We start from the raw sequence: 23,313 nt of genomic DNA on the forward strand, positions 1-23,313 counted from the left end.
CGCCCCCCCCCCCCCCCCCCCCCCCCACGGCAGAGGCCTCGTCTCGGTGTCCCGTACTGGCCCGGACCCGAACGGGAAGACCCCGTGAGGACCCTGTGCACGTCGCACCCCGCGCCTCCGGCGACCGCGTAGAATTAGCACTCGACGGTGGAGAGTGCGAGAACGCGCGACGATCGGCAGGAGGTGGCCATGAGCGAGGAACGACGGCTCGACGTGCTGCGTGCGATCGTCGAGGACTACGTCCTGACGAGGGAGCCGGTGGGATCCCGCGTCCTGGCCGAGCGCCACCGCCTGGGCGTGTCCCCGGCCACGATCCGCAACGACATGGCCGCCCTCGAGGAGGACGGCTACATCGCCCAGCCCCACACCTCGGCCGGGCGCATCCCCACGGACAAGGGCTACCGCCTGTTCGTGGACAAGCTCTCGACGGTCAAGCCCCTGTCCTCGCCCGAGCGGCGGGCGATCGAGACGTTCCTGTCGGAGGCCGTGGACCTCGACGACGTGGTCGCCCGGGCGGGGCGTCTCCTCGCCCAGCTCACGGGCCAGGTCGCCGTGGTGCAGTACCCGTCGCTGCGCCGGTCGGGCCTGCGGCACCTCGAGCTCGTCCCGGTGGGCGACCGGCGCCTGCTCGTGGTCATCATCACGGACACGGGCCGCGTCGAGCAGCGCACCCTCGAGGTCGCCCAGGCACCGGACGAGGCCACGCTCGCCGAGCTGCGCTCGCGGCTCAACGCCGTCGCGGCCGGCAAGCGTCTCGCTGAGCTCGGCAAGGGCTTCGCCGACGTCGCGGAGGAGTTCCGCCCCGAGGACAGGGACCTCGCGCGCTCGCTCGCGCTGCTCGTCGAGGAGACGCTGTCCGAGGAGTCGGAGGAGCGCATCGTGCTCGCCGGCACCGCCAACCTGGCCCGGGTCGGCATGAGGTTCGAGCACGCGCTGCGCCCCGTCCTCGAGGCGCTCGAGGAACAAGTCGTGCTGCTCGGGTTGTTGACGGAGATGGCCGCGGAGTCCGGGGTGAGCGTGCGCATCGGTCACGAGACGCAGCTCGAAGGGCTCGTCGAAACGTCGGTCGTGACGAGCGGATACGGTAACGAGGGAGACTCGGTCGCGTTGATCGGCTCGATCGGACCGACCCGCATGGACTACCCCGGGACGATCGCCTCGGTCCGCGCGGTCGCGCGGTACCTGTCGCGCGTCCTGACCACATGAGTTCGGTTCTTGCGCCGGCGGGTGCTCGACCTGGTCCTCGGACCCTGGTCGTCACCGCACGGTGTTGTCGGAAGTCGCCGGTCCTGGATCGGCGTGCGCTAGTAGAGAGTGACCTGTGAGCGACTACTACGAGATCCTGGGCGTGCCCCGGGACGCGAGCCAGGACCAGATCAAGAAGGCCTACCGCAAGCTGGCCCGTGAGCTGCACCCTGACGTCGCGGGCGAGGCCGCCGAGGACAAGTTCAAGGACGTGTCCCGCGCCTACGAGGTGCTGTCCAGCCCGGACAAGCGCCAGCAGTACGACCTCGGCTCGGACCCGTCGGCCGCCGGCGGCGGCATGGGCGGAGGGTTCGGCTTCCAGGACATCTTCGAGACGTTCTTCGGGGGAGGCCAGGCGCAGACCGGCCCCATCCCGCGTGCCCGTCGTGGCCAGGACGCCCTCGTGCGTCTCGACATCGACCTCTCGGAGGCGACCTTCGGGGCGCGCCGCGAGCTCCAGGTCGACACCGCGGTGATCTGCGGCACCTGTTCGGGCTCGTGCTGTCGACCCGGCACGTCGCCCCGCACGTGCGACGTGTGCAACGGCCGCGGCACCGTCCAGCGTGTGGCGCGTTCGTTCCTCGGCCAGGTCATGACGACCGCCCCCTGTGCCGCGTGCCAGGGCTTCGGCACCGTGATCCCCGAGCCGTGCGCCGAGTGCGCGGGCGAGGGGCGCGTGCGCAGCCGTCGCACCCTGACCGTCAACGTCCCTGCGGGCGTGGACACCGGCACCCGCATCAAGCTCACGTCGCAGGGCGAGGTCGGCCCCGCGGGCGGTCCCGCGGGCGACCTGTACGTCGAGATCCGCGAGCGCAACCACGAGGTCTTCGTGCGCCGCGGCGACGACCTGCACTGCACGCTCCAGGTGCCCATGACGGCTGCGGCCCTCGGCACGGTCCTCGAGCTCGAGACCCTGGACGGCCCGCAGGAGATCGACCTGCGCCCCGGGACGCAGCCCGGTCAGATCGTGACGCTCAAGAACCTCGGCGTCGGCCACCTGCACACCGGCGGCCGGGGCGACCTCAACGTGCACGTCGAGGTCCAGGTCCCGACGGGCCTCGACGAGGAGCAGGAGGAGCTGCTGCGCTCGCTCGCGAAGGCTCGCGGCGAGGAGCGGCCCGACCCGCGCCTGTCCGCCGCGCACCCGGGGGTCTTCTCCCGGCTGCGCGACAAGCTCTCGGGACGCTGAGCGTGAGCGCGCCGGTCTTCCTCGCGGAGGCGAGCAGCTCGCTTGAGAGCGGGGCCGCGAGCGGCCTCGCGGGCTTCCCCGCGGGATCGCTCTACGTGCTCGACGGCGCCGAGGGGCGTCATGCGGGCGTCGTGCAGCGGCGCGGTGTCGGGGAGGCGGTCGACGTCGTCGACGGCGAGGGCCTTCGCCTGCGGTGCACCATCGAGGGGGTCGAGCCCTCCGGGGTCCGCCTGCGCGTCGACGAGGTCGTCGAGGAGCCCGCACCCGACGTCGTCGTGACGCTGGTCCAGGCCCTCGCGAAGGGCGACCGCGACGAGATGGCGATCGAGGCCGCGACCGAGGTCGGGGCCGACGCCGTGGTGCCGTGGCAGGCCGAGCGCTCGATCGTCGTGTGGCGCGGGGACCGTGCAGCCAAGTCGCGTGCCCGCTGGCTCGCGACCGTGCGCGCTGCGACCAAGCAGGCGCGGCGCGCCCGCCTTCCCCGGGTCGACCTCGCGATCGACACGCGCGGGCTGGTCGAGCGCACCCGTCAGGTCGTCGAGGCCGGCGGCGCGGTGATCGTGCTGCACGAGGAGGCGTTCGTCCCGCTCGCCGAGGTGGCCCTGCCGGTCCCCGCGTCCCAGGACGTGGCCGCGGCGGGACGAGCGCCCGAGGTGCTCGTCGTCGTCGGGCCGGAGGGCGGCATCTCCGAGAAGGAGGTCGAGGCGCTGACCGGCGCCGGTGCGCGCACCGCGCGCCTCGGCCCGCACGTGCTGCGGACCTCGACCGCTGGCCCGGTCGCGATCGCGATGCTCGTCCAGCGGCTCGGCCGGTGGGGCGGCACGGACGACGAGCAGTGACCCGGCGCGCGGTCGCGGCGCCCGTCCCGCCCCCCGGGCCGCGCAGACGAGCCGGGGGTAGCCTGCCGTCATGACCAGCAACGACACCGCTCGCCCGACCGACCCGGACTGCCTGTTCTGCAAGATCGTCGCAGGTGAGATCCCCGCGACGATCGTGGCGACCACGGACCAGGCCGTGGCGTTCAAGGACATCAACCCGCAGGCCCCGCTGCACGTGCTCGTGGTGCCGCGCGCGCACCACGGCGACATCGCGCAGCTCGCCGCCGCCGACCCCGACCTCCTCGCGGGGGTCGTGGCACTGGCCGACGAGATCGCGAGCGAGCAGGCCGACGGACAGTTCCGGCTCATCTTCAACTCGGGGCCGCGCGCAGGGCAAAGCGTGTTCCACGTCCACGGGCACGTCATCGGAGGCACCGCGCTGGGGTGGAACCCGGCCTGACCACCACGTGCCGGCCGACGCTCGTCCGTCGAGCCGCCGGGCCGCCGGTATTCGCCCTGACCCGGGCGGGCGTGCTCGATATCATGGACGCACCACGAACCACCAGACCTGCAGAAGGAGTGCCTCGGCGCAAGCCGGCTCATGCCATCTTCGACACCACCCCCACCGACCGGCCCGGCGTCGCACGGCCTCGGAGGTCCTCCTCGTGATCAGGAGCGCGCCCGCGCCGTCCGGCCGAACGGGACCGTCGACGCGGAGGCAGCAGCCACGCACCCCGCCGGTACCCGGGTAGAGCACCGCATCGTCGTGCCGTCCCACGTGCCCATGGTCGACCTCCTCGGCAGCGGTGACGTGGTCCTGCGGGCGATCGAGTCGGGGTTCCCCACGATCGACGTCCACGCACGCGGCAACGAGATCGCCGTGACGGGCCCCGTCGGCGACGTCGCGCTCGCCTCCCGGCTCCTCGACGAGCTCGTCGAGGTCGTCGAGTCCGGCACTCGCCTGACGCCCGACGTCGTGACCCGCTCCGTCGCGATGCTCACCGCGGCGACCGCGGCCCGCCCGGCCGAGGTCCTCACGTTCAACATCCTCTCGAGCCGTGGCCGGACCATCCGGCCCAAGACGGTCGGGCAGAAGCGCTACGTCGACGCGATCGACGCGAGCACCGTGACGTTCGGGATCGGCCCCGCCGGGACGGGCAAGACGTACCTCGCGATGGCCAAGGCCGTCCAGGCGCTCCAGGCCAAGCAGGTCAGCCGCATCGTCCTGACCCGGCCCGCCGTCGAGGCGGGGGAGCGGCTCGGGTTCCTGCCCGGCTCGCTGTCGGAGAAGATCGACCCCTACCTGCGCCCGCTGTACGACGCGCTGCACGACATGATCGACCCCGAGTCGATCCCCAAGCTCATCGAGGCCGGGACCATCGAGGTCGCTCCGCTGGCCTACATGCGCGGTCGCACGCTCAACGACGCGTTCATCATCCTCGACGAGGCACAGAACACCTCGACCGAGCAGATGAAGATGTTCCTCACACGCCTCGGGTTCGGGTCCAAGATGGTCATCACGGGGGACGTGACGCAGGTCGACCTGCCCGGGGGCACCCCGTCCGGGCTGCGGGTCATCGAGGACGTCCTGACCGGGGTCGACGACGTCGAGTTCTGCCGCCTGACCTCCACGGACGTCGTGCGGCACCGGCTCGTGAGCGACATCATCGACGCGTACGCACGCTGGGACGTGAGCACCGCACAGCCCGCCCGTGACGGTGGCGGCCGTGCGCACGGCGGTGCTCGGGGCGGGACGGCCCGCCGCGAGCGACCACGAGACCCACGAGACCAACGAGAGCAAGGGGCACGCTGATGAGCGTCGAGATCAACAACGAGTCCGGCTACGAGGTCGACGAGGCGGAGTTCGCGGCCCTCGCGCGCTACGTCCTGGACGCGATGCACGTCCACCCCCAGAGCGAGCTGGGCATCCGGTTCGTCGAGTCGGACGTCATGGCCGAGCTGCACGTGCGCTGGATGGACGAGCCCGGCCCCACGGACGTCCTGTCGTTCCCGATGGACGAGCTGCGTCCCGGTCGCGACGGCGACGTGACCCCCGCGGGCGAGCTGGGCGACATCGTGCTGTGCCCCGAGGTCGCCGCGCAGCAGGCGGTGACGGCGGGTCACTCGACGGCCGAGGAGATGCTCCTGCTCACGACGCACGGCATCCTCCACCTGCTCGGCTACGACCACGCCGAGCCCGAGGAGGAGAAGGAGATGTTCGCGCTGCAGCGCAAGCTGCTCCTGACGTTCCTCGCCAGCCGATGACCGAGGTCCCCGTCGCGCTGCTGCTCGTCCTTGCGGTCGTGGGGGTCGTCCTCGCGGGGGCGCTCGGCGCCGGGGAGGCGGCCGTCATGCGCGTCACGCGCGCGGCCGTGGGCGAGGCGGCAGCGGAGGCCGAGGCTGCCGTCACCGGCGGGCACAACGGCGGATCTGCCGGACCCCTCCCGCCGCGCGTGGTCCGGGTCCGCCGCGTCCAGGCGCTGACCGAGGACCCGCCGCACACCGCGGCCTCGCTCGCCTTCCTGCGCGTCGTCGCCGAGATGCTCGCGGCGACCTGCGTGACGCTGCTCGTCCTGGCCTGGCTCGACGACTGGTGGCAGGCCCTGCTCGCCGCGTCGCTCTTCGCGGTCCTGGTCGCGCTGGGCTTCGCCCGGGTCGCCCCGCGTGCGCTCGGACGTCAGCACCCGGTGCGCGTGCTCGTGGCCCTGTCGGGGGTCCTGACCCCCGCGGTCGCCCTGACGGGCTGGCTGGTGCGGGTCACCGCCTCGAAGGACGACACCGACGGGCCGCACGAGCGCGAGCTGCAGGACATGGTCGACCGTGTGAACGAGTCCGAGATCATCGAGGAGGAGGAGCGCGAGATGATCCGCTCCGTCTTCGAGCTCGGCGACACCCTCACGCGCGAGGTCATGGTGCCCCGCACCGACATGATCACGACGCCGGCCTCGACGCCCCTGTCCAAGGCGCTGGCCCTCTTCCTGCGCTCCGGGTTCTCGCGCCTGCCGGTCACGGGGACGTCGGTCGACGACCTCGTGGGCGTCGTCTACTTCAAGGACGTCGTCAAGGTCGTGCACGGCTCGCCCGAGGCCGCGTCGCGCCGCGTCGCGGACGTCGCCCGCCCGGCGATCTTCGTGCCCGAGTCCAAGCCCGTCGACGACCTCCTGCGCGAGATGCAGGCCTCGGCCTCGCACATCGCGATGGTGGTCGACGAGTACGGCGGCGTGGCCGGCCTCGTGACGATCGAGGACGCGCTCGAGGAGATCGTGGGCGAGCTCACCGACGAGCACGACAGGTCGGGCCCCGAGGTCGAGGACCTGGGCGACGGGACCTTCCGCGTCCCGGCCCGCCTGCCGCTCGACGAGCTCGGCGAGCTGTTCGAGCTCGACATCGAGGACGACGACGTGGACACCGTCGGGGGCCTGCTCTCCAAGGCGCTCGGCAAGGTCCCGCTCCCCGGCTCGACCGCCGAGGCCCAGGGCGTGCACATGACCGGCGAACGCGTCGAGGGGCGCCGCAAGCAGCTCGCGACCGTGCTCGTGAGCGCTGCGGCCACCGACCGGGAGAGCGCTGGCGATCCCGAGCCCTCACCGGACGCGGGCACCCCCGAGCGCACCGAGCCGCGCGAGCGCGGCCACCGAGACCACCAGACGACCCCCCAGCACGCGGAGCGTGCCGGGCGGACCAGTGACACCCCGCGTCGAGCGGGCGAGTCGAACGAGAGAGAAGCACACCGGTGACCCAGAACGACCACGCAGCAGCAGAGCACAAGGCCGGCTTCGCGTGCTTCGTCGGACGGCCCAACGCGGGCAAGTCCACGCTCACGAACGCCCTGGTCGGGCAGAAGGTCGCGATCACCTCCGGGCGACCGCAGACGACCCGCCACACGATCCGCGGCATCGTGCACCGCCCTGACGCGCAGCTCATCCTCGTGGACACGCCCGGGCTGCACCGTCCGCGCACGCTCCTCGGTGAGCGGCTCAACGACCTGGTCCGCGAGACCCTCGCGCAGGTCGACGTCATCGCGTTCTGCCTCCCGGCGGACCAGAAGGTGGGGCCGGGCGACAAGTACATCGCGGCCCAGCTCGCGGACCTGACCAAGGGGCGGCGCCCGACCCCGGTCGTCGCGGTCGTGACCAAGGCGGACCTGGTGGACCGCGAGGCCCTCACGAAGCACCTGCTCGCGGTCGACCAGCTCGGCGAGTGGCAGGACATCGTGCCGGTCTCGGCGAAGGACGGCTTCCAGGTCGAGACCTTGGAGGAGGTGCTGGTCAAGCACCTGCCGCCGGGCCCCGAGCTGTACCCCGGTGGCGAGCTGACCGACGAGCCCGAGGCCGTGATGGTCGCCGAGCTCGTCCGCGAGGCGGCCCTGGAGGGCGTGCGCGACGAGCTGCCGCACAGTCTCGCCGTGGTCGTCGACGAGATCGTGCCGCGCGAGGGGTCCGGCAACCCGGAGACGGGCAGGCCCCCGCTCCTGGACGTGCGGGTCAACCTCTTCGTGGAGCGCGACAGCCAGAAGGCGATCATCATCGGGCGTGGCGGTTCGCGTCTGCGTCACGTCGGGACCGAGGCCCGCAAGGGCATCGAGGCGCTGCTCGGTGCACGCGTGTACCTCGACCTGCACGTCAAGGTCGCCAAGGACTGGCAGCGTGACCCCAAGCAGCTGCGCCGGCTCGGGTTCTAGGGTGTACCCCCGTCCGTCGTCGGGCCGTCCCCAGGGCGGACGGCCCTCCTCGCGCGAGACGATCCTGTCGTGATCTTCCGTACCGCGGCGACGAGCGCCGCCCTCGCGATCGGGCTCGCCCTGGTCGGGGCCGTGACCGGACCCCAGTGGTCCCCGGTCCCGGTCACCGACCACCTCGAGCCCACGACCTCCGACACGACGATCGGCGGGCAGGGGCCCGACGTCCAGCCCGTGGGGACCTACGAGGTCCGGGAGACCCCGGTCGTCGTCAGGCTCGACGGCACGAGCGTCGAGGGGATCGTGCGCGAGCCGGTCGACGCCCCGGAAGGGCGCCCGGGAGTGGTGTTCCTGCACGGCGCGGGCACCGGGGCGGCGGACGAGGCGTTCGTCGACGTCGCGACCGACATGGCGAGCGCGGGAGTCGTGACGCTCGTGCCCTCGAAGCGGCTCGACACGTACACGACCCGGCACCGCGACTACGTCGACATGGCCCGGGACTACGAGCACTCGGTCGACCTGCTGCGGACCAGGCCCTCGGTCGACCCGGACAAGGTGGGGTTGTACGCCGAGTCCGAGGGGACGTGGATCGCGCCCGTCCTGGTGGACCAGGACCCCGACGTGTCCTTCCTGGTCATGGTCTCCGCGCCCGTGGTGCCGCCACGCCAGCAGGCGGGCTTCGCCGTCGACTCCTACCTGCGCAACACGGGCGTGCCGCAGGGGGTGTTCCGCGCGATCCCGCGCGCCGTCGGCATGGAGATGCCCGGGGGAGGGTTCGAGTACGCGGACTTCGACGTCACGCCCTACCTCTCGCGCCTCGACGTGCCCACCCTCGTGGTCTACGGCACGGCGGACCCGTCGATGCCGATCGAGCAGGGCGCGCTGCGCATCATCGCGGAGGCGGGGGCGAACGGGAACCATGACGTGACCGTGCGCTACTACGAGGGCGCGAACCACGGCATCAAGATCGACGACGTCCTCGTGCCGGAGTTCGCGCGCGACGTCTCGGCGTGGGTCCAGGGACTCGTGGGCACCGCCGGTGCCCCGCCGACCGTGGCGGGCGGCCAGCCGAACCAGCTCTACCTGGCCTCGGCCGTGCCCAACCCTCGGTGGTACGGCAACGGCGACATCGTCATCGGGTTCGTGATCGTGGGCGGGGTGCTGCTCGTCGTGGGGCCGCTCGTGTGGCTCGTGACGGGGGCGGTGCGCAGGCTGCGCCGTACGCCGCACGCGGCCGGGCGGCTCGCACCGGGACTGCGGTGGCCCCTCGTGGGTCTGGCGACCGGGTCGGTCGCGACCATGGTCGGTCTCGTCGTCTACCTGGTCTCGGTCGCGAGGCTGGCCCTCGACTACCGGACGGACGCGTGGGTGGTCCAGGGCGGGTGGGTCGCCGTCCGTCTCCTGGGGCTGGCGACCGTCGTGGCCGCGGCGTTCATCATCAACCGCCTGTCCGACCTCCGGACCGCGCACAAGGCGGTCGACGCCTCCCCGGAGGGGGGCGTGGTGGTCCGGCCTGCGACCGGCGTCGGTGCCCGCACGACGTTGTGGGCGACCGTCACGGGGTCGACGATCCTGCTCGTGACGCTCGCGTACTGGGGTGTGTACCAGCTCGGCATCTGACTTCCCGGTCGTCGACGCTTAGGGTCGTCCCATGGGACGACGTCCGCGGGGCACGGCGAGGTCGAGCGTGCGCGTCTTCGCGATCGAGGACCTCGACCCGGACCTGGCCGAGCAGGGCCCGTCCGGCCCGCGGTCGCCCGGCGCGGTGCCCGACGGCGGGGCGCCCGTCCAGGGGCCGGCCGACGGCCCGGTGCCGCAGGTCCTCTCCGGCGCCGAGCCGCAGGTCGACGAGCGGCCCGCCCGTCGACCGTGGTCGCGCAGGTCTCGCCTCTTCGTCGGGGCAGGGGTGTCCGTCGTCGCCCTCCTCGTCGTCGGAGGGGTCGTCCGTGGCGAGATGAACGAGTCTGCCCGCGTCGATCGGGTGATCGCGGCCGGCGGGATCCGGCCTCTGGGTCCGGAGGTGGGCGTCCTGTGGCGGATCGAGCCGAGCGTCTCGGGCGACGAGGACTCCTCGACGGGATGGTGGTTGTCACCCGCCGTGGTGGACGGGACGCTCGTCGTGCAAGGAAGCCCGGTGGTCGGCTACGACCCGACGACAGGTCGGGAGCTGTGGCGCGGCGCGCCCCGGCCCGCGTCGGACACGGCGAAGGTCACGACCGCGTGCACGGGTACGGGCACGTGGGAGGTGCAGGAGGACCCGCTGGTCTGCACGACGTTCGAGCTCCGCTCGGTCCCGACCGTCGGGGCGACGTTCGAGCAGTCGTTCCCGGTGCGCGTCGACGTCATGGTCGCCGCGACGGGGGAGGTCACGGGCACCCGCACGTTCGGCGAGGAGACGCAGGGGGCTGCCTTCTTCGACGACGGCATCGCCTCGGTCAGGTGGGGGGACGGCGGGCACGTGGTGGTCGACCTGGAGGACCGGGCCACGGGAGAGCTGCGCTGGTCGCGGGAGATCGCCCAGGAGCGTGGGAGCAGCCCGGAGGAGGAGTACCTGGGGCTGCAGGACGGCGGCTCGGTGCTCATGGTCGCGGTCGCAGGCCGTCTGGTGACGCTGGACGCGGACGGCCGGACCGTGGACGAGGCCGAGGAGTCGTGGACCAGCCCCCTGCGGGACGGTCTCGCCCTCGTCCAGCACCCCGACGGAGGCTCGACGGTCCTGGACCGTGCCGGGGCGGAGCTCTTCCGCACCCGGGGTACCGTCCAGGAGTTCACCGTGACGGACGGAGGGCCGACGGCGGCGTTCTTCGTCACCGAGGGCGGCGGTGTGATGGACGAGTCCGGGAACATCGAGCGGCCGCGCACGACAGCGCTCGACCCGGCGACCGGACGGACCCGGTGGAGCATCGACGGGGTCGCCGCCCCGGTCGCCCAGGTGGGCGACGTCGGGATCCTGTCGAAGGCAGGTCGGCTGTGGGCGGTGGACCTGGGCTCCGGGGAACGGTTGTGGGAGTCCTCCGAGGTTCTGACCTATACGTCGGCGCACACCGACGGGACGGACCTGTACCTCATGGGACCGAGCGCGACGGGCGGGACCCGGGTCACGGCGGTCTCCGTGGACTCCGGGCAGGAGCTGTGGTCGAGCGACCTCGAGGACTCCGCCGCGTGGGGGGTCGGCGTGCGTGGGACGCTCGTCGTCGCGACCGACGACGGCACGCTGCTGGGCATCGGCTGACGGGCCCCTCGCTCCACCCGGTCGGCGTATCGGGACTACCGTGGAGAGGTGGCTCCACGACGTCGTGAGCACGATGCCCACGCCGTCGAGCTGGTCGAGGTGGCCGAGCTCGACGACGACTTCGACGCGGAGCCGTCGGTCGCGACCGGGCCCAGGCGGGGGAGCGCCGGAGCGCGCACGGGAGGCACCGCTGCCCGGGATGCGGGAGCCGGCTCGTCGCGGGTCGGCGTCGGACCTGCGTCGGACGGTGCGTCCAACGGGTCGCCCGAGCCGCGTGGCCGAAGGAGCGGCGTGCTCGGCCACGTGATCCTCGGCGCGGTCCTCCTGCTCTGCGTCCTCGGGGCGTCGTTCGCGGTCGGCGCAGTGCTCGAACGGGCGAGGGCAGCCCGGGTTGCGGCACAGGCGGGTGGGCTGTGGCCCGTCACGGTCGAGCCCGCGAGCGTGTGGCGGGCGTCGACGGGGGCGGGGCTGCCCGCAGCCGTCGAGGGGCAGGTCGTCGTCGTCGGCCCGGGTGGGGCGTTGTCCGCCCGTGACCTCACCACGGGTGAGGAGGTGTGGGCCGCCGACCTGCCGTCCGGAGCGACCACGTGCGGGCCCGACCTCCTCGACCCGGACGGTCGAGGTTCGCCGCTCGTGTGCGTCACGGTCCGCGGGGCGTCGACCGAGGCCGGTCGGGGCGACGACAGTTTCCCGCTTCTCGTGACGGTCCTGGACCGGTCCGGGCGGGTCGTCGGGTCGCGTGGGCTGGCGGACAGGATCGAGGCGGCGGTCCCGCTCGCGGGAGGTCAGGTCGCGACGGCCGTCCGGGCGACGGACGGCGTGGTCGTCTCGTGGGAGGGTGCGCTCGACGGTGTCGTCGAGAGGGTGCGGACGGTCGGTGTCGACCAGGACCGGGTGGACGGCGTCGGGGCCACGGGGATCGACGGGGCGCCGTCGGGGACGGTGCCCCCCGAGGGCCTCGGCCTGGTCGCGGCGCGCGGGTTGCTGCAGGTCCGGTCGGGCGGCGCGTCGACGACCTTCGACGCGCACGGCGACCCGCTCACCGAGCGTGCAGGCATGCGGACGCGGGGCTGGTTGGGGGAAGGCGGCCTCCCCGGAGGTTCGTCGGCCCGGGTGGTCGACGACCGCCGGACGGGGTGGGAGGACCGCGTCGACGTGACGGGGGCGGACGGTCGGGTGCGGTTCAGCATGGCCGGTGAACCGTTCCTGCCGCAGGTCGCCGATGACGGACCTCCCCCGGTCGTCGTGGTCCGGATGCCTGGCTTCACGGGGTACGACGCGAGCACGGGCCGTCGGCTCTGGCACCGGGAGGAGTGGCCCGAGGTGCTCTGGCTCCAGACCGACGACGTCGTGGTGGTGGAGTCGGGGTCGCGGCTGCTCGCGCTCGAGTCCCGGACCGGGCGTGAGATCTGGCAGCGCTGGTTGCCCGCGGAGGTCGTCCGGGTGTTCACCGACGGGGACTCGGTGCTGCTCGCGACCGTCGGCGACGGGCTCGGTGGGACGGACGGCGCCGCGACGAGCGTCGTGTCCGTGAGCCTGTTCGACGGACGCACCGAGTGGCGCAGAGCCCTCGACGGCGACTACTACGAGGTCGTGTCCGCGCAGGGGGTGCTGTTCGCGGTGACGAGGACGGAGGTCGTGCGCCTGGGTCGTGGGTCGCGCAGGCACAGAGTGGGAGACTTGAGCCATCGGTGATCTACCGGTAGAAACTGACGGGGCCGTCGTGGCCTGATCCGGCGCTCGCCCGACAGCGAGCCCGGGGTGATCTGTAGGGAGAACGCGATGACCAACGAGACCGACCCTGGGCCTGGCCCCGATCAGCAGTCACCGACTCCGGCCGGCGGGGCCGCGAAGGCTCCGTCGTCCGACACGCCCGCGACGGGTACGGCCCCGGCGGCGGCGCGCGTTGCCGAGCAGAAGCCGGAGGCGGCCGCCGGGAGCAACCCGTTCGCCGGCATCCCCGTGAGCGACTACGTGCGCGACGGCGTGGCGGCCCTGCTGCTCTTCGTCTCGCTCACGATGCCGTGGGACGTCGGGCACAAGGCGTCGGACAAGATCGAGGTCATCCTCGTCACGGTCGTCTCGTTGCTCTCGCTCGCGCTGCCGTACCTGGCACGGACCGGTGCGCTGCCCACGACGTGGACGGTGCACACGACCCGCCTCGCGCGTCTCGTCGCGAACGCCCCGTACGTGCTCCTGGCGGCGGTCTACGTCGTCCTGGACCTGGTCAACCGGTCGGCCGACAACGGCTGGGGCGGCATCGGGACCGCTCTCTCGCTCGGACTCGCGGGGGCGTTCCTCGCGGCCCAGCCGCGCCAGGCCGAGCTCGGCCCGGTCGAGCAGGACAGGGCAGCCTCGCGCGTCTGGACGCTGGTCCTGACCGTCGTCGCGGGCGTGGCGGTCGTCGGTGCGCTGATCGCGTTCCTGCTCACCTTCTCCCTCGGCGTGTCCGCCCTGCTGCTGCTCCGGTTCCTCGTCGCCGGCGCCGTGACCGTGGCGCTCGTCGGGTGGCCCGTGTGGGGGATCCTGCGCCGCGACGAGGCCTGGCGCCTCGTGCTCGTCGGTCTGGGGATCGCGCTCGTGGTCCTCTTCGTCCTGAACACCAGCAACCTGCTGGTCAGCTTCGACTCGTTCGCGCTCGGGCAGTTCGGCCTGCTGCTCGTCCCCGCCGCTGCGGCGGTCGCCTCGTCGCCCGCGCTCGCGCGGACCACCTCCTCGCAGTCGCCCGTCTCGACGTGGGTCGCCGTCGCGGTGAACACGCTCGACCTCGTCGTCGTCGTCGCCCTCGGAACCGCGCTGACCGGTGTCTTCACGCTCGCGAACGGCGCGAGCGGGTCGGTCCTCATCCTGTCGATCGTGTTCGGGCTCCTCGCTGCGGGCGCCGCGCTCGTGGCTCGTCGCTCGCTCGCCCGCGACGCCGTGGCCGGGCGGACGCTCGCGCTCGGCGCGGCAGGCGTCGTCGCGATCCTCGGCATCGTGCTCCTCATCGTCGCGACGAACCAGCCCGGGGCAGGCTTCGGCACGTCGCTGCTCCTGCTGGCGTACGGGCTGCCGCTCATCGTGGTCTTCGCGCTCACGGTGCCGGCCGAGGTCCGGACGCACTTCGCGGAGAACCGCCCGTCGTCGCTCGTCGGGGCCGACGCCGCGCCGAGCGCGTACGTCTGGCAGCCGCCCGCGCCGCGCCCGGCTCGTCCCAAGCCCGCGCAGGAGCCGGTCGCGGGTCCGTACGGCAGCGGCAGCTACGCGACGGGCCCGGACGGGTACGGCCCAGAGGCCGGCGAGCACGAGCCCGACCAGGTCGCGGCCCCGTCGCGTCCGACACCTGTCCGCGCTCCGGCACAGTCGGCCCAGCCCGTGCAGTCTGCCCAGCAGCCTCAGCAGCCTCAGCAGCCCCAGTCGGCGCAGCCCGTGCAACAGGTCCGCTACCAGCCGACCCAGGAGCCGACGCAGCCGGTCCGTCAGGACCCGCAGCCGCAGCCTTCCCGCCCGGTCGAGCAGTACCAGCCGACCCAGGTCCTGCCGGCGCAGGGGGGCTCGTCGTCGCACCCCGTGCAGCCGGTCGTCCCCGAGCGTTCGGGCTACGCGGCGCGACCGGGTTACGCGGCACAGTCCGTGGGTGACACGGCGGTCCTGCCCCCGTACCAGGACCCGCAGCCGGTCGGGTTCAGCGCCGCTCAGGCACTGGACCCGTCCACGCCGCTCGAGGTGCTCGCGCAGATCGTCCAGGAGGCCCCGCACCTGCGCCCCCAGGTCGCGGCCAACCCGTCGACGTACCCCGCGCTGCTCGAGTGGCTCGGCAACCTGGGCGACCCTGCGGTCGACGCCGCCCTGCGTTCGCGCGGCCGCTGACCGGCCCTGACCAGGCGGGGCCGCGCTCTGAGGCGGGCCGACGGCGTCGCTCTCGTGGCGTCGCTGGTTCGTCTGGTCCCGCTCTGAGGCGGGCCGACGGCGTCGCTCTCGTGGCGTCGTCGGCCCGCCTCGCGCGTGTCGTCCACCGGGACGTCCCGGACCATCGCCCCGGACGGGAGTACAGTGGCAGCGTGCACGTGACTCAGCTGCTCCTCCTTCGTTGCCGCGACGAGGCCCTCTAGGCCGCATCCTCGTCGCGGTGGTCTGGTGTGCCGGCTGAACAGCACCGACGAAGAGATCGCGAAGGACATGATGAGCACCACGGCGCAGACCCCCCAGACCAGCACCCGCTCCGCACAGCAGCCGTCCGGCATGCCCGTGCACAAGTACGAGCCGTTCCACGAGCAGTTCGACGTGTCGCTGCCGGACCGGACGTGGCCGGACAGGCGCATCGAGAAGGCCCCGCGCTGGTGCGCGGTCGACCTGCGCGACGGCAACCAGGCGCTGATCGAGCCCATGAACGCCGAGCGCAAGCTGAAGATGTTCCAGCTGCTCGTCGAGATGGGCTACAAGGAGATCGAGGTCGGGTTCCCGTCGGCCTCGCAGACCGACTTCGACTTCGTGCGCCTGCTCATCGAGGAGGGGCACATCCCGGACGACGTCGTGATCCAGGTCCTGACGCAGTCCCGCGAGCACCTGATCGCCCGTACGTACGAGTCGCTGCGGGGCGCGAAGCAGGCGATCGTGCACCTGTACAACTCGACGTCGCGGCTCCAGCGCGAGGTCGTGTTCCGCACCGACCGTGAGGGAATCATCGCGATCGCGGTGAACGGCGCCAAGCTGTGCCGCAAGTTCGAGGAGACCATCCCGGAGACCACGGTCTTCTACGAGTACTCGCCCGAGTCCTACACGGGCACCGAGCTCGAGTTCGCCGTGGAGATCTGCAACGAGGTCATCGAGGTCTTCGAGCCGACGCCGGAGCGCAAGGTCATCATCAACCTGCCGGCGACGGTCGAGATGGCGACGCCCAACGTCTACGCCGACTCGATCGAGTGGATGAACCGGCACCTGGCGCACCGCGAGAACGTCGTCCTGTCGCTGCACCCGCACAACGACCGCGGGACGGCCGTGGCCGCCGCGGAGCTGGGCTACCAGGCCGGGGCGGACCGCATCGAGGGCTGCCTGTTCGGCAACGGCGAGCGCACGGGCAACGTCTGCCTGGTGACGCTCGGCATGAACCTGTTCAGCCAGGGCATCGACCCGGAGATCGACTTCTCCGACATGGACCGTATCCGTCGCACGGTCGAGCACTGCAACCAGATCGCCGTGCACGAGCGTCACCCGTACGCGGGCGACCTGGTCTTCACCGCGTTCTCGGGCTCGCACCAGGACGCGATCAAGAAGGGCCTGGACGCCATGGCCGCGGAGGCCGAGGCTGCGGGCAAGGGCGTCGACGACCTGGTCTGGGGCGTGCCGTACCTGCCGATCGACCCCAAGGACGTGGGCCGGTCGTACGAGGCAGTGATCCGCGTCAACTCGCAGTCGGGCAAGGGCGGTATCTCGTACCTGCTGCAGTCCGAGCGCCACCTGGACCTGCCGCGTCGCCTGCAGATCGAGTTCTCGCGCGTCGTCCAGGCGTTCACGGACGCCGGGGGCCAGGAGGTCACGGGCGACGACATCTGGCGGATCTTCTCGGACGAGTACCTGCCGGTCGCTCCTGAGTCGGGCCTGGAGCCGTGGGGCCGGCTGAAGCTGCGGGGGACCCGCGCGGCGTCGTCGGAGGACGGCCCGGACACCCTGGCGGTCGACGTGCTGGACCGTGGTGAGCACCTGACGCTCGAGGGCTCGGGCAACGGTCCGGTCGCGGCGTTCGTCGACGCGATCGCGCAGGTGGGTGTCGAGGTCCGTGTCCTGGACTACGCCGAGCACGCGCTCTCGGAGGGCGGTGACGCGACGGCCGCCGCGTACGTCGAGTGCCAGGTCGGCGACGACGTGCTGTGGGGCGTCGGGATCGACCCGTCGATCACCACGGCCTCGCTGAAGGCGATCGTCTCGGCCGTGAACCGCGCGGAGCGCTCCGAGGGCTGATCCCTTCCGTCGAGGGGTCCCGTGCCGGCGGCACGGGACCCGTCGACGTGCCGCACCTGCGCCTCGCGTGGTGGTACGCACACAGTGGGCGCGCACCGGGCACGTACCGGGCACTCACCGGGCACGGACCGTGCACCGGGACGTCGGTGGCATGACGGACAATGGGGGAGTGGTCCTCTACCGAGACGAAGCGATCGTCCTGCGCGCCCAGAAGCTGGGCGAGGCGGACCGCATCGTCACCCTGCTCACGCGCGAGAACGGCAAGGTCCGGGCCGTGGGCAAGGGCGTGCGTCGCACGTCCTCGCGCTTCGGGGCGCGGCTCGAGCCGTTCATGTTCGTCGACGTCCAGCTCCACGTGGGCAGGTCGCTCGACGTCGTGACGCAGGCGGAGACCGTGGGGCCCTATGCGCGCGCGATCTGCGAGGACTACGGCCTGTACACGGCGGGGGCCGCGATGCTGGAGACGGCCGAGCGGCTCGTCGAGGCCGAGAAGGAGCCTGCCGTCCAGCAGTTCTGGCTGCTCGCCGGAGCGCTGCGGTCGCTTGCGGGGCACGCGCACGCGCCGGGCCTGGTGCTCGACTCCTACCTCCTACGCGCCTTCGCGGTCGCCGGGTGGGCGCCGAGCTTCACCGACTGCTCGCGCTGCGGCGAGCCCGGCCCGCACCGGTCGTTCGCGGTGGCGCTGGGCGGGGCGGTCTGCTCACGGTGCAGGCCGCCGGGGTCGACGTCCCCGGCCCCCGAGACCTTCTCCCTGCTCGCGGCGCTGCTCGCGGGCGAGTGGGACGTGGCGGACGCGTCGGACGTGCGCCACCGCAAGGAAGCCAGCGGCCTCGTGGCCGCCTACAGCCAATATCACCTGGAGAGAACGTTGCGATCACTGCGGATGGTGGAACGAGACGACGCGGGTGCTCCGCGGGCCGGGGGAGAGGCCTGATGGGGCGAGGGATCCAGCCGCCCCCGCCGCACCCGTCGGGGGCGACGGCGCCGAACATCCCTGCCCGGTTCGTGCCGAACCACGTCGCGATCGTCATGGACGGCAACGGTCGGTGGGCCAACGAGCGGGGGCTCCCGCGCACCGAGGGGCACAAGGCCGGGGAGGCCGCGCTGCTCGACGTCGTGGCGGGCGCGATCGAGATCGGCGTCAAGCACGTCTCGGCGTACGCGTTCTCGACCGAGAACTGGAAGCGCTCACCCGAGGAGGTCCGCTTCCTCATGCAGTTCAACCGGGACGTGATCAGGCGCCGTCGTGACGAGATGAGCAGCTGGGGCGTGCGCATGCGCTGGGCGGGGCGTCGGCCGCGTCTGTGGGGCTCGGTCATCAAGGAGCTCGAGGACGCCGAGCGGCTCACCAAGGACAACGACACGTGCACGCTCACGATGTGCGTGAACTACGGCGGGCGCGCCGAGATCGCGGACGCCGCGCAGGCCATCGCGCGGGAGGTCGCCGCGGGCCGGCTCGACCCGAGGAAGGTCACCGAGAAGACGGTCGCGAAGTACCTGGACGAGCCCGACCTGCCGGACGTGGACCTGTTCCTGCGGTCCTCGGGCGAGCAGCGGACGTCGAACTTCATGATCTGGCAGGCCGCGTACGCCGAGATGGTCTTCCTGCCAGAGCACTGGCCCGACGTCGACCGGCGCAGCCTGTGGCGTGCGGTCGAGGAGTACGCGAGCCGTGACCGGCGCTACGGCGGGGCGATCGACAAGTCGGCAGAGTCGGCCGACATCCCCTGACCTGGCGGGCTTCGACCGTGTGCACGTGTCGGTGCCCCTCGCTACCCTGCCGGGTATGACTCTTTCGATCGGTATGGTCACGGTGGACTCGACCGACCCGCGCCCGCTGGCGCAGTGGTGGGCCCGGCAGACGGGCGGGAAGGTGATCGACGAGGCCGACGGCTGGTTCCTCGAGGTCGTCCCCTCCCAGGAGGGCACGGGGCCCGTGCTGGGGTTCCAGAAGGTCGAGGACCCGACGCCCGGCAAGAACAGGATCCACCTCGACGCGTCGACCGCCGACCGTGCGGCGGAGGTCGCGCGCCTGCTGGCGGACGGAGCCTCGCTGGTCGCCGAGCACACGATCCCCGGCTACCGGTGGTCGGTGCTCGCGGACCCGCAGGGCAACCAGTTCTGCGTGGGCGAGGCGGACGAGAGCGCGACCGAGATCTCCTGAGGAGCTCAGTCGCGCTCGGGCTCCGCGGGCTCGGCCGAGGGGTCCGCGGGGTCGCTGCGCGTACGACGCGCCTGCGTGGGGCCGGGGCCGTCGTCCGGGGCGTCGAGCAGCAGGTCCGCGACGTCACCGAACGGGTTGCTCCCGGTCGTCCGCGGCGGCCCGTCCGTCGCCTCGGTCCTGGCCGGGGCGTCGTTGCCCGACGACGTCGCGAGGGTCGCGTCGTCGTCGCGGGCGGCACGTGAGCGGCGTCGCCGCGACGCGACGACGACCCATGCCACGAGCCCGGCGACGAGCAGCACGAGCACGACCAGCCCGACCGGGCTGCCTGCCGCGAGCAGCACGGCCGTGTTGAACGCCGCGATCCCGATCGTCGTCCAGATGGCAGCCCAGATCGCGCACCCCGGCAGCAGCGCCGCGAGGTAGCGCGGGAGCCGCATGCGCGTGTAGCCCGCCGTCAGGTTGATGACGGTCTGGACCCCGACCGTGAAGAACGACAGGGTGACCGCGATGGGCCCCCACTTGTTGATCGTGGCGATCGCCCGCTGGGCGCGCTCGCTCTCGAGGCGGCGGGCCCACCGGGTGTTGCCCGTGCCGCGAGCGACGCCGCGACCGACCCAGTACGTGGCCTGCGCGCGGACGAACACGATCGCGAAGGCCGCGGCGTAGATGATCCAGTACGGGACCCCGTCGATCGTGAAGATCCCCGTCGAACCGTCCGCCGCGGTGACGACCTCCACGCCCCGCGCGAGGGAGGGCGCGGACGTGAGCGACGCCGTCGGGCCCAGGAGGAGCAGCACGCTCACGACGCCTGCTTCGCGCGGCACGCCTCGCACGTGCCGAAGAGCTCGATCGTGTGCTGGATGTCCGTGAAGCCGTGCGCGGATCCCACCTGGGAGGCCCAGGTCTCGACGGTCGGGCCGTCGATCTCGACGGCCTTGCCGCACGAGCGGCACACCAGGTGGTGGTGGTGCTCGGTCCGCTCGCACTTGCGGTACAGGCTCTCGCCGTCCTCGGTGCGCAGGACGTCGACGTCTCCGCCGTCGGCCAGGGTCTGCAGGGTGCGGTAGACGGTCGCCAGACCCACGGCATCGCCGCGAGCGCGCAGCAGCTCGTGGAGCTGTTGCGCGCTGCGGAAGTCGGGCAGGTCCTCCAGGGCCTCGGAGACCGCTGCCCGTTGACGGGTCATGCGCTGCATCGCTCGCCACCTTCCACGTGGACGTCGTCGGGGATGTCGGGGTGCGGGTCGTGCGACGTGCGCGGCCTGCGCCGCACGAGCACGGGCCGCAGGACCGCCACGACCGCGTAGAGGGCGATCGCCAGGACGACGATCGTGGCCCCCGGGGACAGAGTCTGCCAGTACGTGACGGACAGCCCGACCACGCAGACCACGACGCCGATCACCATGGCCAGCGCCATGGTCCGTCGGAAGGAGATCGTCACGAGCTGCGCGATCGCGACGGGCACGATCATGAGGGCGCTCACGAGCAGCAGGCCGACGACACGCATGGCCACGGTCACGGTGAGGGCCGCGATGACGGCGATCGCGATGTTGAGGGCCCGGACCGGCAGCCCCGAGGCCCGCGAGAACTCCTCGTCGTAGCTCACGGCGAACAGCGCGGCGCGCAGCCCCATGCCGACCGCGAGGATGAGCACTCCCAGGATCAGGGTCAGCCACAGGTCGGTCGGGGAGACGCTCGAGATCGACCCGAACAGGTACTGCATGAGGTTGCCCGAGCTGCCGCCGGCGACGCCGATGAGCAGGACGCCGCCCGCGATGCCGCCGTAGAACATCAGGGCCAGCGCCACGTCACCGCTCGTGCGGCCGCGCTCGCGCACGATCTCGATGATCACGGAGCCGATCACGGCCGCGACGACCGCACCGGGGATGGCGAGGGCGTCGTCGGGCACGACGCCCATGGCGCCGCCGACGAGCCAGCCCAGGGCCACGCCCGTGAGGGCCACGTGCCCGATCCCGTCGCCGAGCAGCGACAGCTTGCGCTGCACGAGGTAGGTCCCCATGACCGGCGCGGTCACGCCGACCAGCACGGCCGCGACGAGCGCGCGCTGCATGAAGGGGTCGGTGAGCATCCCGACCAGCTCGTCGAGGGCGTTCACGAGGCGGCTCCACGGTCGATGCGGGCGGGGGCGGGGTTGTGGTGCGTGAGCGGGGCGTCGATGAGGCCCATGTCGATCCCGGCGGAGGTGCCGTGCTCGGCGTCGTCCCCGTGCGGGTGCAGGTGCTCGTGGTCGGGGCCGGCGTGCTCGGCGGTCGCCTGCGGCGGGGCGCCGTCGTGCACCACGAGGCCGTGCCGCAGGACCACGCACCGCTGGATGAGGGGCGCGAGCGCACCCAGCTCGTGCAGGACGACCAGGACCGTCATGCCACCGCGAGTGAGCTCGGTGAGCGTCGCGGCGAACGCTTCCTGGCTGGGCTGGTCGACGCCCGCGACGGGCTCGTCGAGGATGAGCAGCTCGGGGCTGCGCGCCAGCGCCCGGGCGATGAGGACCCGCTGCTGCTGCCCGCCCGAGAGCTCGTGCACGGCGCTCTGTGCCCGGTCGGCGAGGCCCACGCGGTCGAGCGCCTCGCGCGCCGTGGTGCGCCAGCCGCGCGGCAGGCGGATGCGACGGCCGTGGAGCAGGCCTGAGGCGACGACCTCCTCGGCCGTCGACGGGACGCCCGTCTGCGCCGAGACGCGCTGCGGCACGTACCCCAGGTGCGCCCAGGGGACCCGGGGGCCGAGCTCGGCCCCCAGGAGACGGACGTGCCCCGCCGCGAGCGGGACGATGCCCACGAGGGACTTCACGAGCGTCGACTTGCCCGAGCCGTTCGCGCCGAGCAGCGCGACGACCTCGCCGCGCTCGACCGTGAGGTCGACGCCGCGCAGGATGTCGCTGCTGCCGAGCCGCACGTGCACGCCGCGGGCCTCGATCGCGGGTGTCCCCGCGGCGCGGTCCGCGGGGTGGTCCGGAGAGGTCAGGGACGAGGTGCTCATGCGCAGGTCAGGCCGGTGCGCAGCGCCTCCAGGTTGGTCCGCATGACGCCAAGGTAGTCGGTCCCGTCCTTGCTCAGGCCTTCGAGCGGGTCGAGCACCGCGGCCTGGACCCCGACGTCCCGCGCGAGGGTCTGGGTCACCTTGGGGCTCGTGAGGGTCTCGAAGAAGATCGTGGTCACGCCGTGGTCGCGGATGATGTCGGCGACCTCGCGCAGCCGGGCGGGAGAGGGCTCGGCCTCGGGGTCGATCCCCGTGATCCCGACCTGCTCGAGCCCGTAGCGCTCGGCGAGGTAGCCGAACGCCTCGTGCGACGTGACGAGGTACGGGCTCGCGCAGCTCGCGAGGCCGGCCTCGTACTCGGCGTCGAGCGCGGTCAGGTCGGCCGTGAGGGTCTCCAGGTTGGCCGCGTACTCGTCGGCGCCGTCGGGGTCGACCGCGCTCAGCTCGGCCGCGACCTGCTCGGCGACCGGGACCAGGCGGGCGGGGTCGAGCCAGAAGTGCGGGTCGAGGCCGCCTTCCGACGTGTGGTCGTGCCCGTCGTCCGCGTGGTCGTCGTGCGCGGCGTGCTCGTCCTCGGTGGCCGTCCCCTCGGCCGCGTCCGTGGTCGCCTCGCCCGGGTGCTCCTCGAGGCCTGCGGCCTCGGTCGCGTCCACGAGGTGTGCCGGGTCGCGGGCGTCGACGGCTTCGTCGACCGCGGCCTGGAAGCCGGACTGGTAGACCACGAGGTCGGCCGTTCCGATCGAGCGGGCCTGGGCGGGGGAGAGCTCGAGGTCGTGGGGCTCCGCTGCGGGCGGCGTGAGGTTGGCGACCGTGACCCGGTCGCCGCCGACGCGCTCGGCCACGAACTGCAGGGGGTAGAACGAGGCGAGCACGTCGACGGCACCGTCCGCGCCGTCCGGCCCCCCCGACCCGCCGCCGCCCGACGTGCCCCCGGACCCGCAGGCCGCCAGGGTGAGCGTCGTCGCGAGGGCGACGGACGTGGCGAGGGCAGCGCGGTGGCGGAGGAGGTGGCGGGGCATGGCATCCATCGTCACTGATATTGATAACGAATGTCAAC

Annotated in this window: 21 protein-coding genes; 16 read left to right on the top strand and 5 right to left on the bottom strand. The window is 72.7% G+C overall.

Annotated features, from left to right (window positions below; genetic code table 11):
- Positions 1-189: 189 nt before the first annotated feature.
- The 16 genes from hrcA to H9640_RS01670 all read left to right on the top strand — a co-directional run bounded on the left by hrcA (position 190) and on the right by H9640_RS01670 (position 19,263).
- Positions 190-1,206 carry a heat-inducible transcriptional repressor HrcA gene (gene hrcA, locus H9640_RS01595; protein WP_191788977.1) on the top strand — a complete coding sequence of 339 codons (1,017 nt, stop codon included), beginning with the start codon at positions 190-192 and terminating at the stop codon, positions 1,204-1,206.
- 115 nt (positions 1,207-1,321) lie between these two features.
- Positions 1,322-2,434, top strand: coding sequence for a molecular chaperone DnaJ (dnaJ, locus tag H9640_RS01600; RefSeq protein ID WP_191788978.1), 1,113 nt, complete (start codon positions 1,322-1,324; stop codon positions 2,432-2,434).
- Positions 2,435-2,436: 2 nt separating this feature from the next.
- On the top strand, positions 2,437-3,273 hold the full coding sequence (locus H9640_RS01605) for a 16S rRNA (uracil(1498)-N(3))-methyltransferase (protein WP_191788979.1): 837 nt from the start codon (positions 2,437-2,439) through the stop codon (positions 3,271-3,273).
- 70 nt (positions 3,274-3,343) lie between these two features.
- Complete coding sequence (locus H9640_RS01610; protein ID WP_191788980.1) at positions 3,344-3,712, top strand: histidine triad nucleotide-binding protein; 369 nt, start codon at positions 3,344-3,346, stop codon at positions 3,710-3,712.
- A gap of 324 nt (positions 3,713-4,036) precedes the next feature.
- Positions 4,037-5,065, top strand: a complete 1,029-nt coding sequence (locus H9640_RS01615) for a PhoH family protein (RefSeq protein ID WP_191789155.1) — start codon at positions 4,037-4,039, stop codon at positions 5,063-5,065.
- Positions 5,065-5,517 (top strand): rRNA maturation RNase YbeY, encoded by a 453-nt coding sequence (ybeY, locus tag H9640_RS01620; protein ID WP_030151649.1) that lies wholly within the window; start codon positions 5,065-5,067, stop codon positions 5,515-5,517. The genes H9640_RS01615 and ybeY overlap by 1 nt, the downstream gene beginning before the upstream one ends.
- Positions 5,514-6,989 (top strand): hemolysin family protein, encoded by a 1,476-nt coding sequence (locus H9640_RS01625; RefSeq protein ID WP_191788981.1) that lies wholly within the window; start codon positions 5,514-5,516, stop codon positions 6,987-6,989. The genes ybeY and H9640_RS01625 overlap by 4 nt, the downstream gene beginning before the upstream one ends.
- Positions 6,986-7,933 (top strand): GTPase Era, encoded by a 948-nt coding sequence (gene era, locus H9640_RS01630; protein ID WP_191788982.1) that lies wholly within the window; start codon positions 6,986-6,988, stop codon positions 7,931-7,933. The genes H9640_RS01625 and era overlap by 4 nt, the downstream gene beginning before the upstream one ends.
- 69 nt (positions 7,934-8,002) lie before the next feature.
- Entirely contained in the window at positions 8,003-9,550 is a 1,548-nt protein-coding gene (locus H9640_RS01635) for an alpha/beta hydrolase family protein (RefSeq protein WP_191788983.1), read from the top strand.
- 31 nt (positions 9,551-9,581) lie between these two features.
- A complete protein-coding gene (locus H9640_RS01640; RefSeq protein WP_191788984.1) occupies positions 9,582-11,162 on the top strand; it encodes an outer membrane protein assembly factor BamB family protein in 1,581 nt (526 codons plus the stop codon).
- Between the two features lie 48 nt (positions 11,163-11,210).
- The gene (locus tag H9640_RS19520) at positions 11,211-12,857 is read left to right on the top strand and encodes an outer membrane protein assembly factor BamB family protein (protein ID WP_191788985.1); all 1,647 of its coding nucleotides are present in this window, start codon (positions 11,211-11,213) and stop codon (positions 12,855-12,857) included.
- A gap of 87 nt (positions 12,858-12,944) precedes the next feature.
- Entirely contained in the window at positions 12,945-15,011 is a 2,067-nt protein-coding gene (locus tag H9640_RS01650) for a DUF7937 domain-containing protein (protein ID WP_191788986.1), read from the top strand.
- Between the two features lie 312 nt (positions 15,012-15,323).
- The gene (gene leuA, locus H9640_RS01655; protein WP_400273408.1) at positions 15,324-17,099 is read left to right on the top strand and encodes a 2-isopropylmalate synthase; all 1,776 of its coding nucleotides are present in this window, start codon (positions 15,324-15,326) and stop codon (positions 17,097-17,099) included.
- 169 nt (positions 17,100-17,268) lie between these two features.
- Positions 17,269-18,033 carry a DNA repair protein RecO gene (gene recO, locus H9640_RS01660; protein ID WP_191788988.1) on the top strand — a complete coding sequence of 255 codons (765 nt, stop codon included), beginning with the start codon at positions 17,269-17,271 and terminating at the stop codon, positions 18,031-18,033.
- Positions 18,033-18,830, top strand: coding sequence for an isoprenyl transferase (locus H9640_RS01665; protein ID WP_191788989.1), 798 nt, complete (start codon positions 18,033-18,035; stop codon positions 18,828-18,830). The genes recO and H9640_RS01665 overlap by 1 nt, the downstream gene beginning before the upstream one ends.
- Positions 18,831-18,885: 55 nt before the next feature.
- Positions 18,886-19,263, top strand: coding sequence for a VOC family protein (locus H9640_RS01670; RefSeq protein WP_191788990.1), 378 nt, complete (start codon positions 18,886-18,888; stop codon positions 19,261-19,263).
- A 5-nt stretch (positions 19,264-19,268) separates the two neighbouring features.
- Here the strand turns inward: H9640_RS01670 and H9640_RS01675 are convergent, their stop codons facing one another.
- From H9640_RS01675 to H9640_RS01695, 5 genes are read right to left on the bottom strand one after another with little or no spacing between them, the layout of a single operon-like run.
- Positions 19,269-20,066, bottom strand: a complete 798-nt coding sequence (locus tag H9640_RS01675) for a DedA family protein (protein WP_307824131.1) — start codon at positions 20,064-20,066, stop codon at positions 19,269-19,271.
- Positions 20,063-20,458, bottom strand: coding sequence for a Fur family transcriptional regulator (locus H9640_RS01680; protein WP_191788991.1), 396 nt, complete (start codon positions 20,456-20,458; stop codon positions 20,063-20,065). Before H9640_RS01680 ends, H9640_RS01675 begins: the two co-directional genes overlap by 4 nt.
- Complete coding sequence (locus tag H9640_RS01685) at positions 20,446-21,351, bottom strand: metal ABC transporter permease (protein ID WP_191789157.1); 906 nt, start codon at positions 21,349-21,351, stop codon at positions 20,446-20,448. The genes H9640_RS01680 and H9640_RS01685 overlap by 13 nt, the downstream gene beginning before the upstream one ends.
- 23 nt (positions 21,352-21,374) lie before the next feature.
- Complete coding sequence (locus H9640_RS01690) at positions 21,375-22,256, bottom strand: metal ABC transporter ATP-binding protein (RefSeq protein ID WP_191788992.1); 882 nt, start codon at positions 22,254-22,256, stop codon at positions 21,375-21,377.
- Positions 22,253-23,275, bottom strand: a complete 1,023-nt coding sequence (locus H9640_RS01695) for a metal ABC transporter substrate-binding protein (protein WP_191788993.1) — start codon at positions 23,273-23,275, stop codon at positions 22,253-22,255. The genes H9640_RS01690 and H9640_RS01695 overlap by 4 nt, the downstream gene beginning before the upstream one ends.
- Between the last annotated feature and the right edge of the window lie 38 nt (positions 23,276-23,313).

The organism is Oerskovia gallyi, from assembly GCF_014836745.1.
Lineage (GTDB): Bacteria > Actinomycetota > Actinomycetes > Actinomycetales > Cellulomonadaceae > Oerskovia > Oerskovia paurometabola.

Excerpts from the sequence above, each read along its gene's own strand:
- hrcA (WP_191788977.1), top strand. The coding sequence starts at position 190 with ATGAGCGAGGAACGACGGCTCGACGTGCTGCGTGCGATCGTCGAGGAC.
- H9640_RS01610 (WP_191788980.1), top strand. The coding sequence starts at position 3,344 with ATGACCAGCAACGACACCGCTCGCCCGACCGACCCGGACTGCCTGTTC.
- H9640_RS01615 (WP_191789155.1), top strand. The coding sequence starts at position 4,037 with ATGGTCGACCTCCTCGGCAGCGGTGACGTGGTCCTGCGGGCGATCGAG.
- ybeY (WP_030151649.1), top strand. The coding sequence starts at position 5,065 with ATGAGCGTCGAGATCAACAACGAGTCCGGCTACGAGGTCGACGAGGCG.
- H9640_RS01625 (WP_191788981.1), top strand. The coding sequence starts at position 5,514 with ATGACCGAGGTCCCCGTCGCGCTGCTGCTCGTCCTTGCGGTCGTGGGG.
- H9640_RS01640 (WP_191788984.1), top strand. The coding sequence starts at position 9,582 with ATGGGACGACGTCCGCGGGGCACGGCGAGGTCGAGCGTGCGCGTCTTC.
- H9640_RS01650 (WP_191788986.1), top strand. The coding sequence starts at position 12,945 with ATGACCAACGAGACCGACCCTGGGCCTGGCCCCGATCAGCAGTCACCG.
- leuA (WP_400273408.1), top strand. The coding sequence starts at position 15,324 with ATGAGCACCACGGCGCAGACCCCCCAGACCAGCACCCGCTCCGCACAG.
- H9640_RS01665 (WP_191788989.1), top strand. The coding sequence starts at position 18,033 with ATGGGGCGAGGGATCCAGCCGCCCCCGCCGCACCCGTCGGGGGCGACG.
- H9640_RS01670 (WP_191788990.1), top strand. The coding sequence starts at position 18,886 with ATGACTCTTTCGATCGGTATGGTCACGGTGGACTCGACCGACCCGCGC.
- H9640_RS01680 (WP_191788991.1), bottom strand. The coding sequence starts at position 20,458 with ATGCAGCGCATGACCCGTCAACGGGCAGCGGTCTCCGAGGCCCTGGAG.
- H9640_RS01685 (WP_191789157.1), bottom strand. The coding sequence starts at position 21,351 with ATGCTCACCGACCCCTTCATGCAGCGCGCGCTCGTCGCGGCCGTGCTG.
- H9640_RS01690 (WP_191788992.1), bottom strand. The coding sequence starts at position 22,256 with ATGAGCACCTCGTCCCTGACCTCTCCGGACCACCCCGCGGACCGCGCC.
- H9640_RS01695 (WP_191788993.1), bottom strand. The coding sequence starts at position 23,275 with ATGCCCCGCCACCTCCTCCGCCACCGCGCTGCCCTCGCCACGTCCGTC.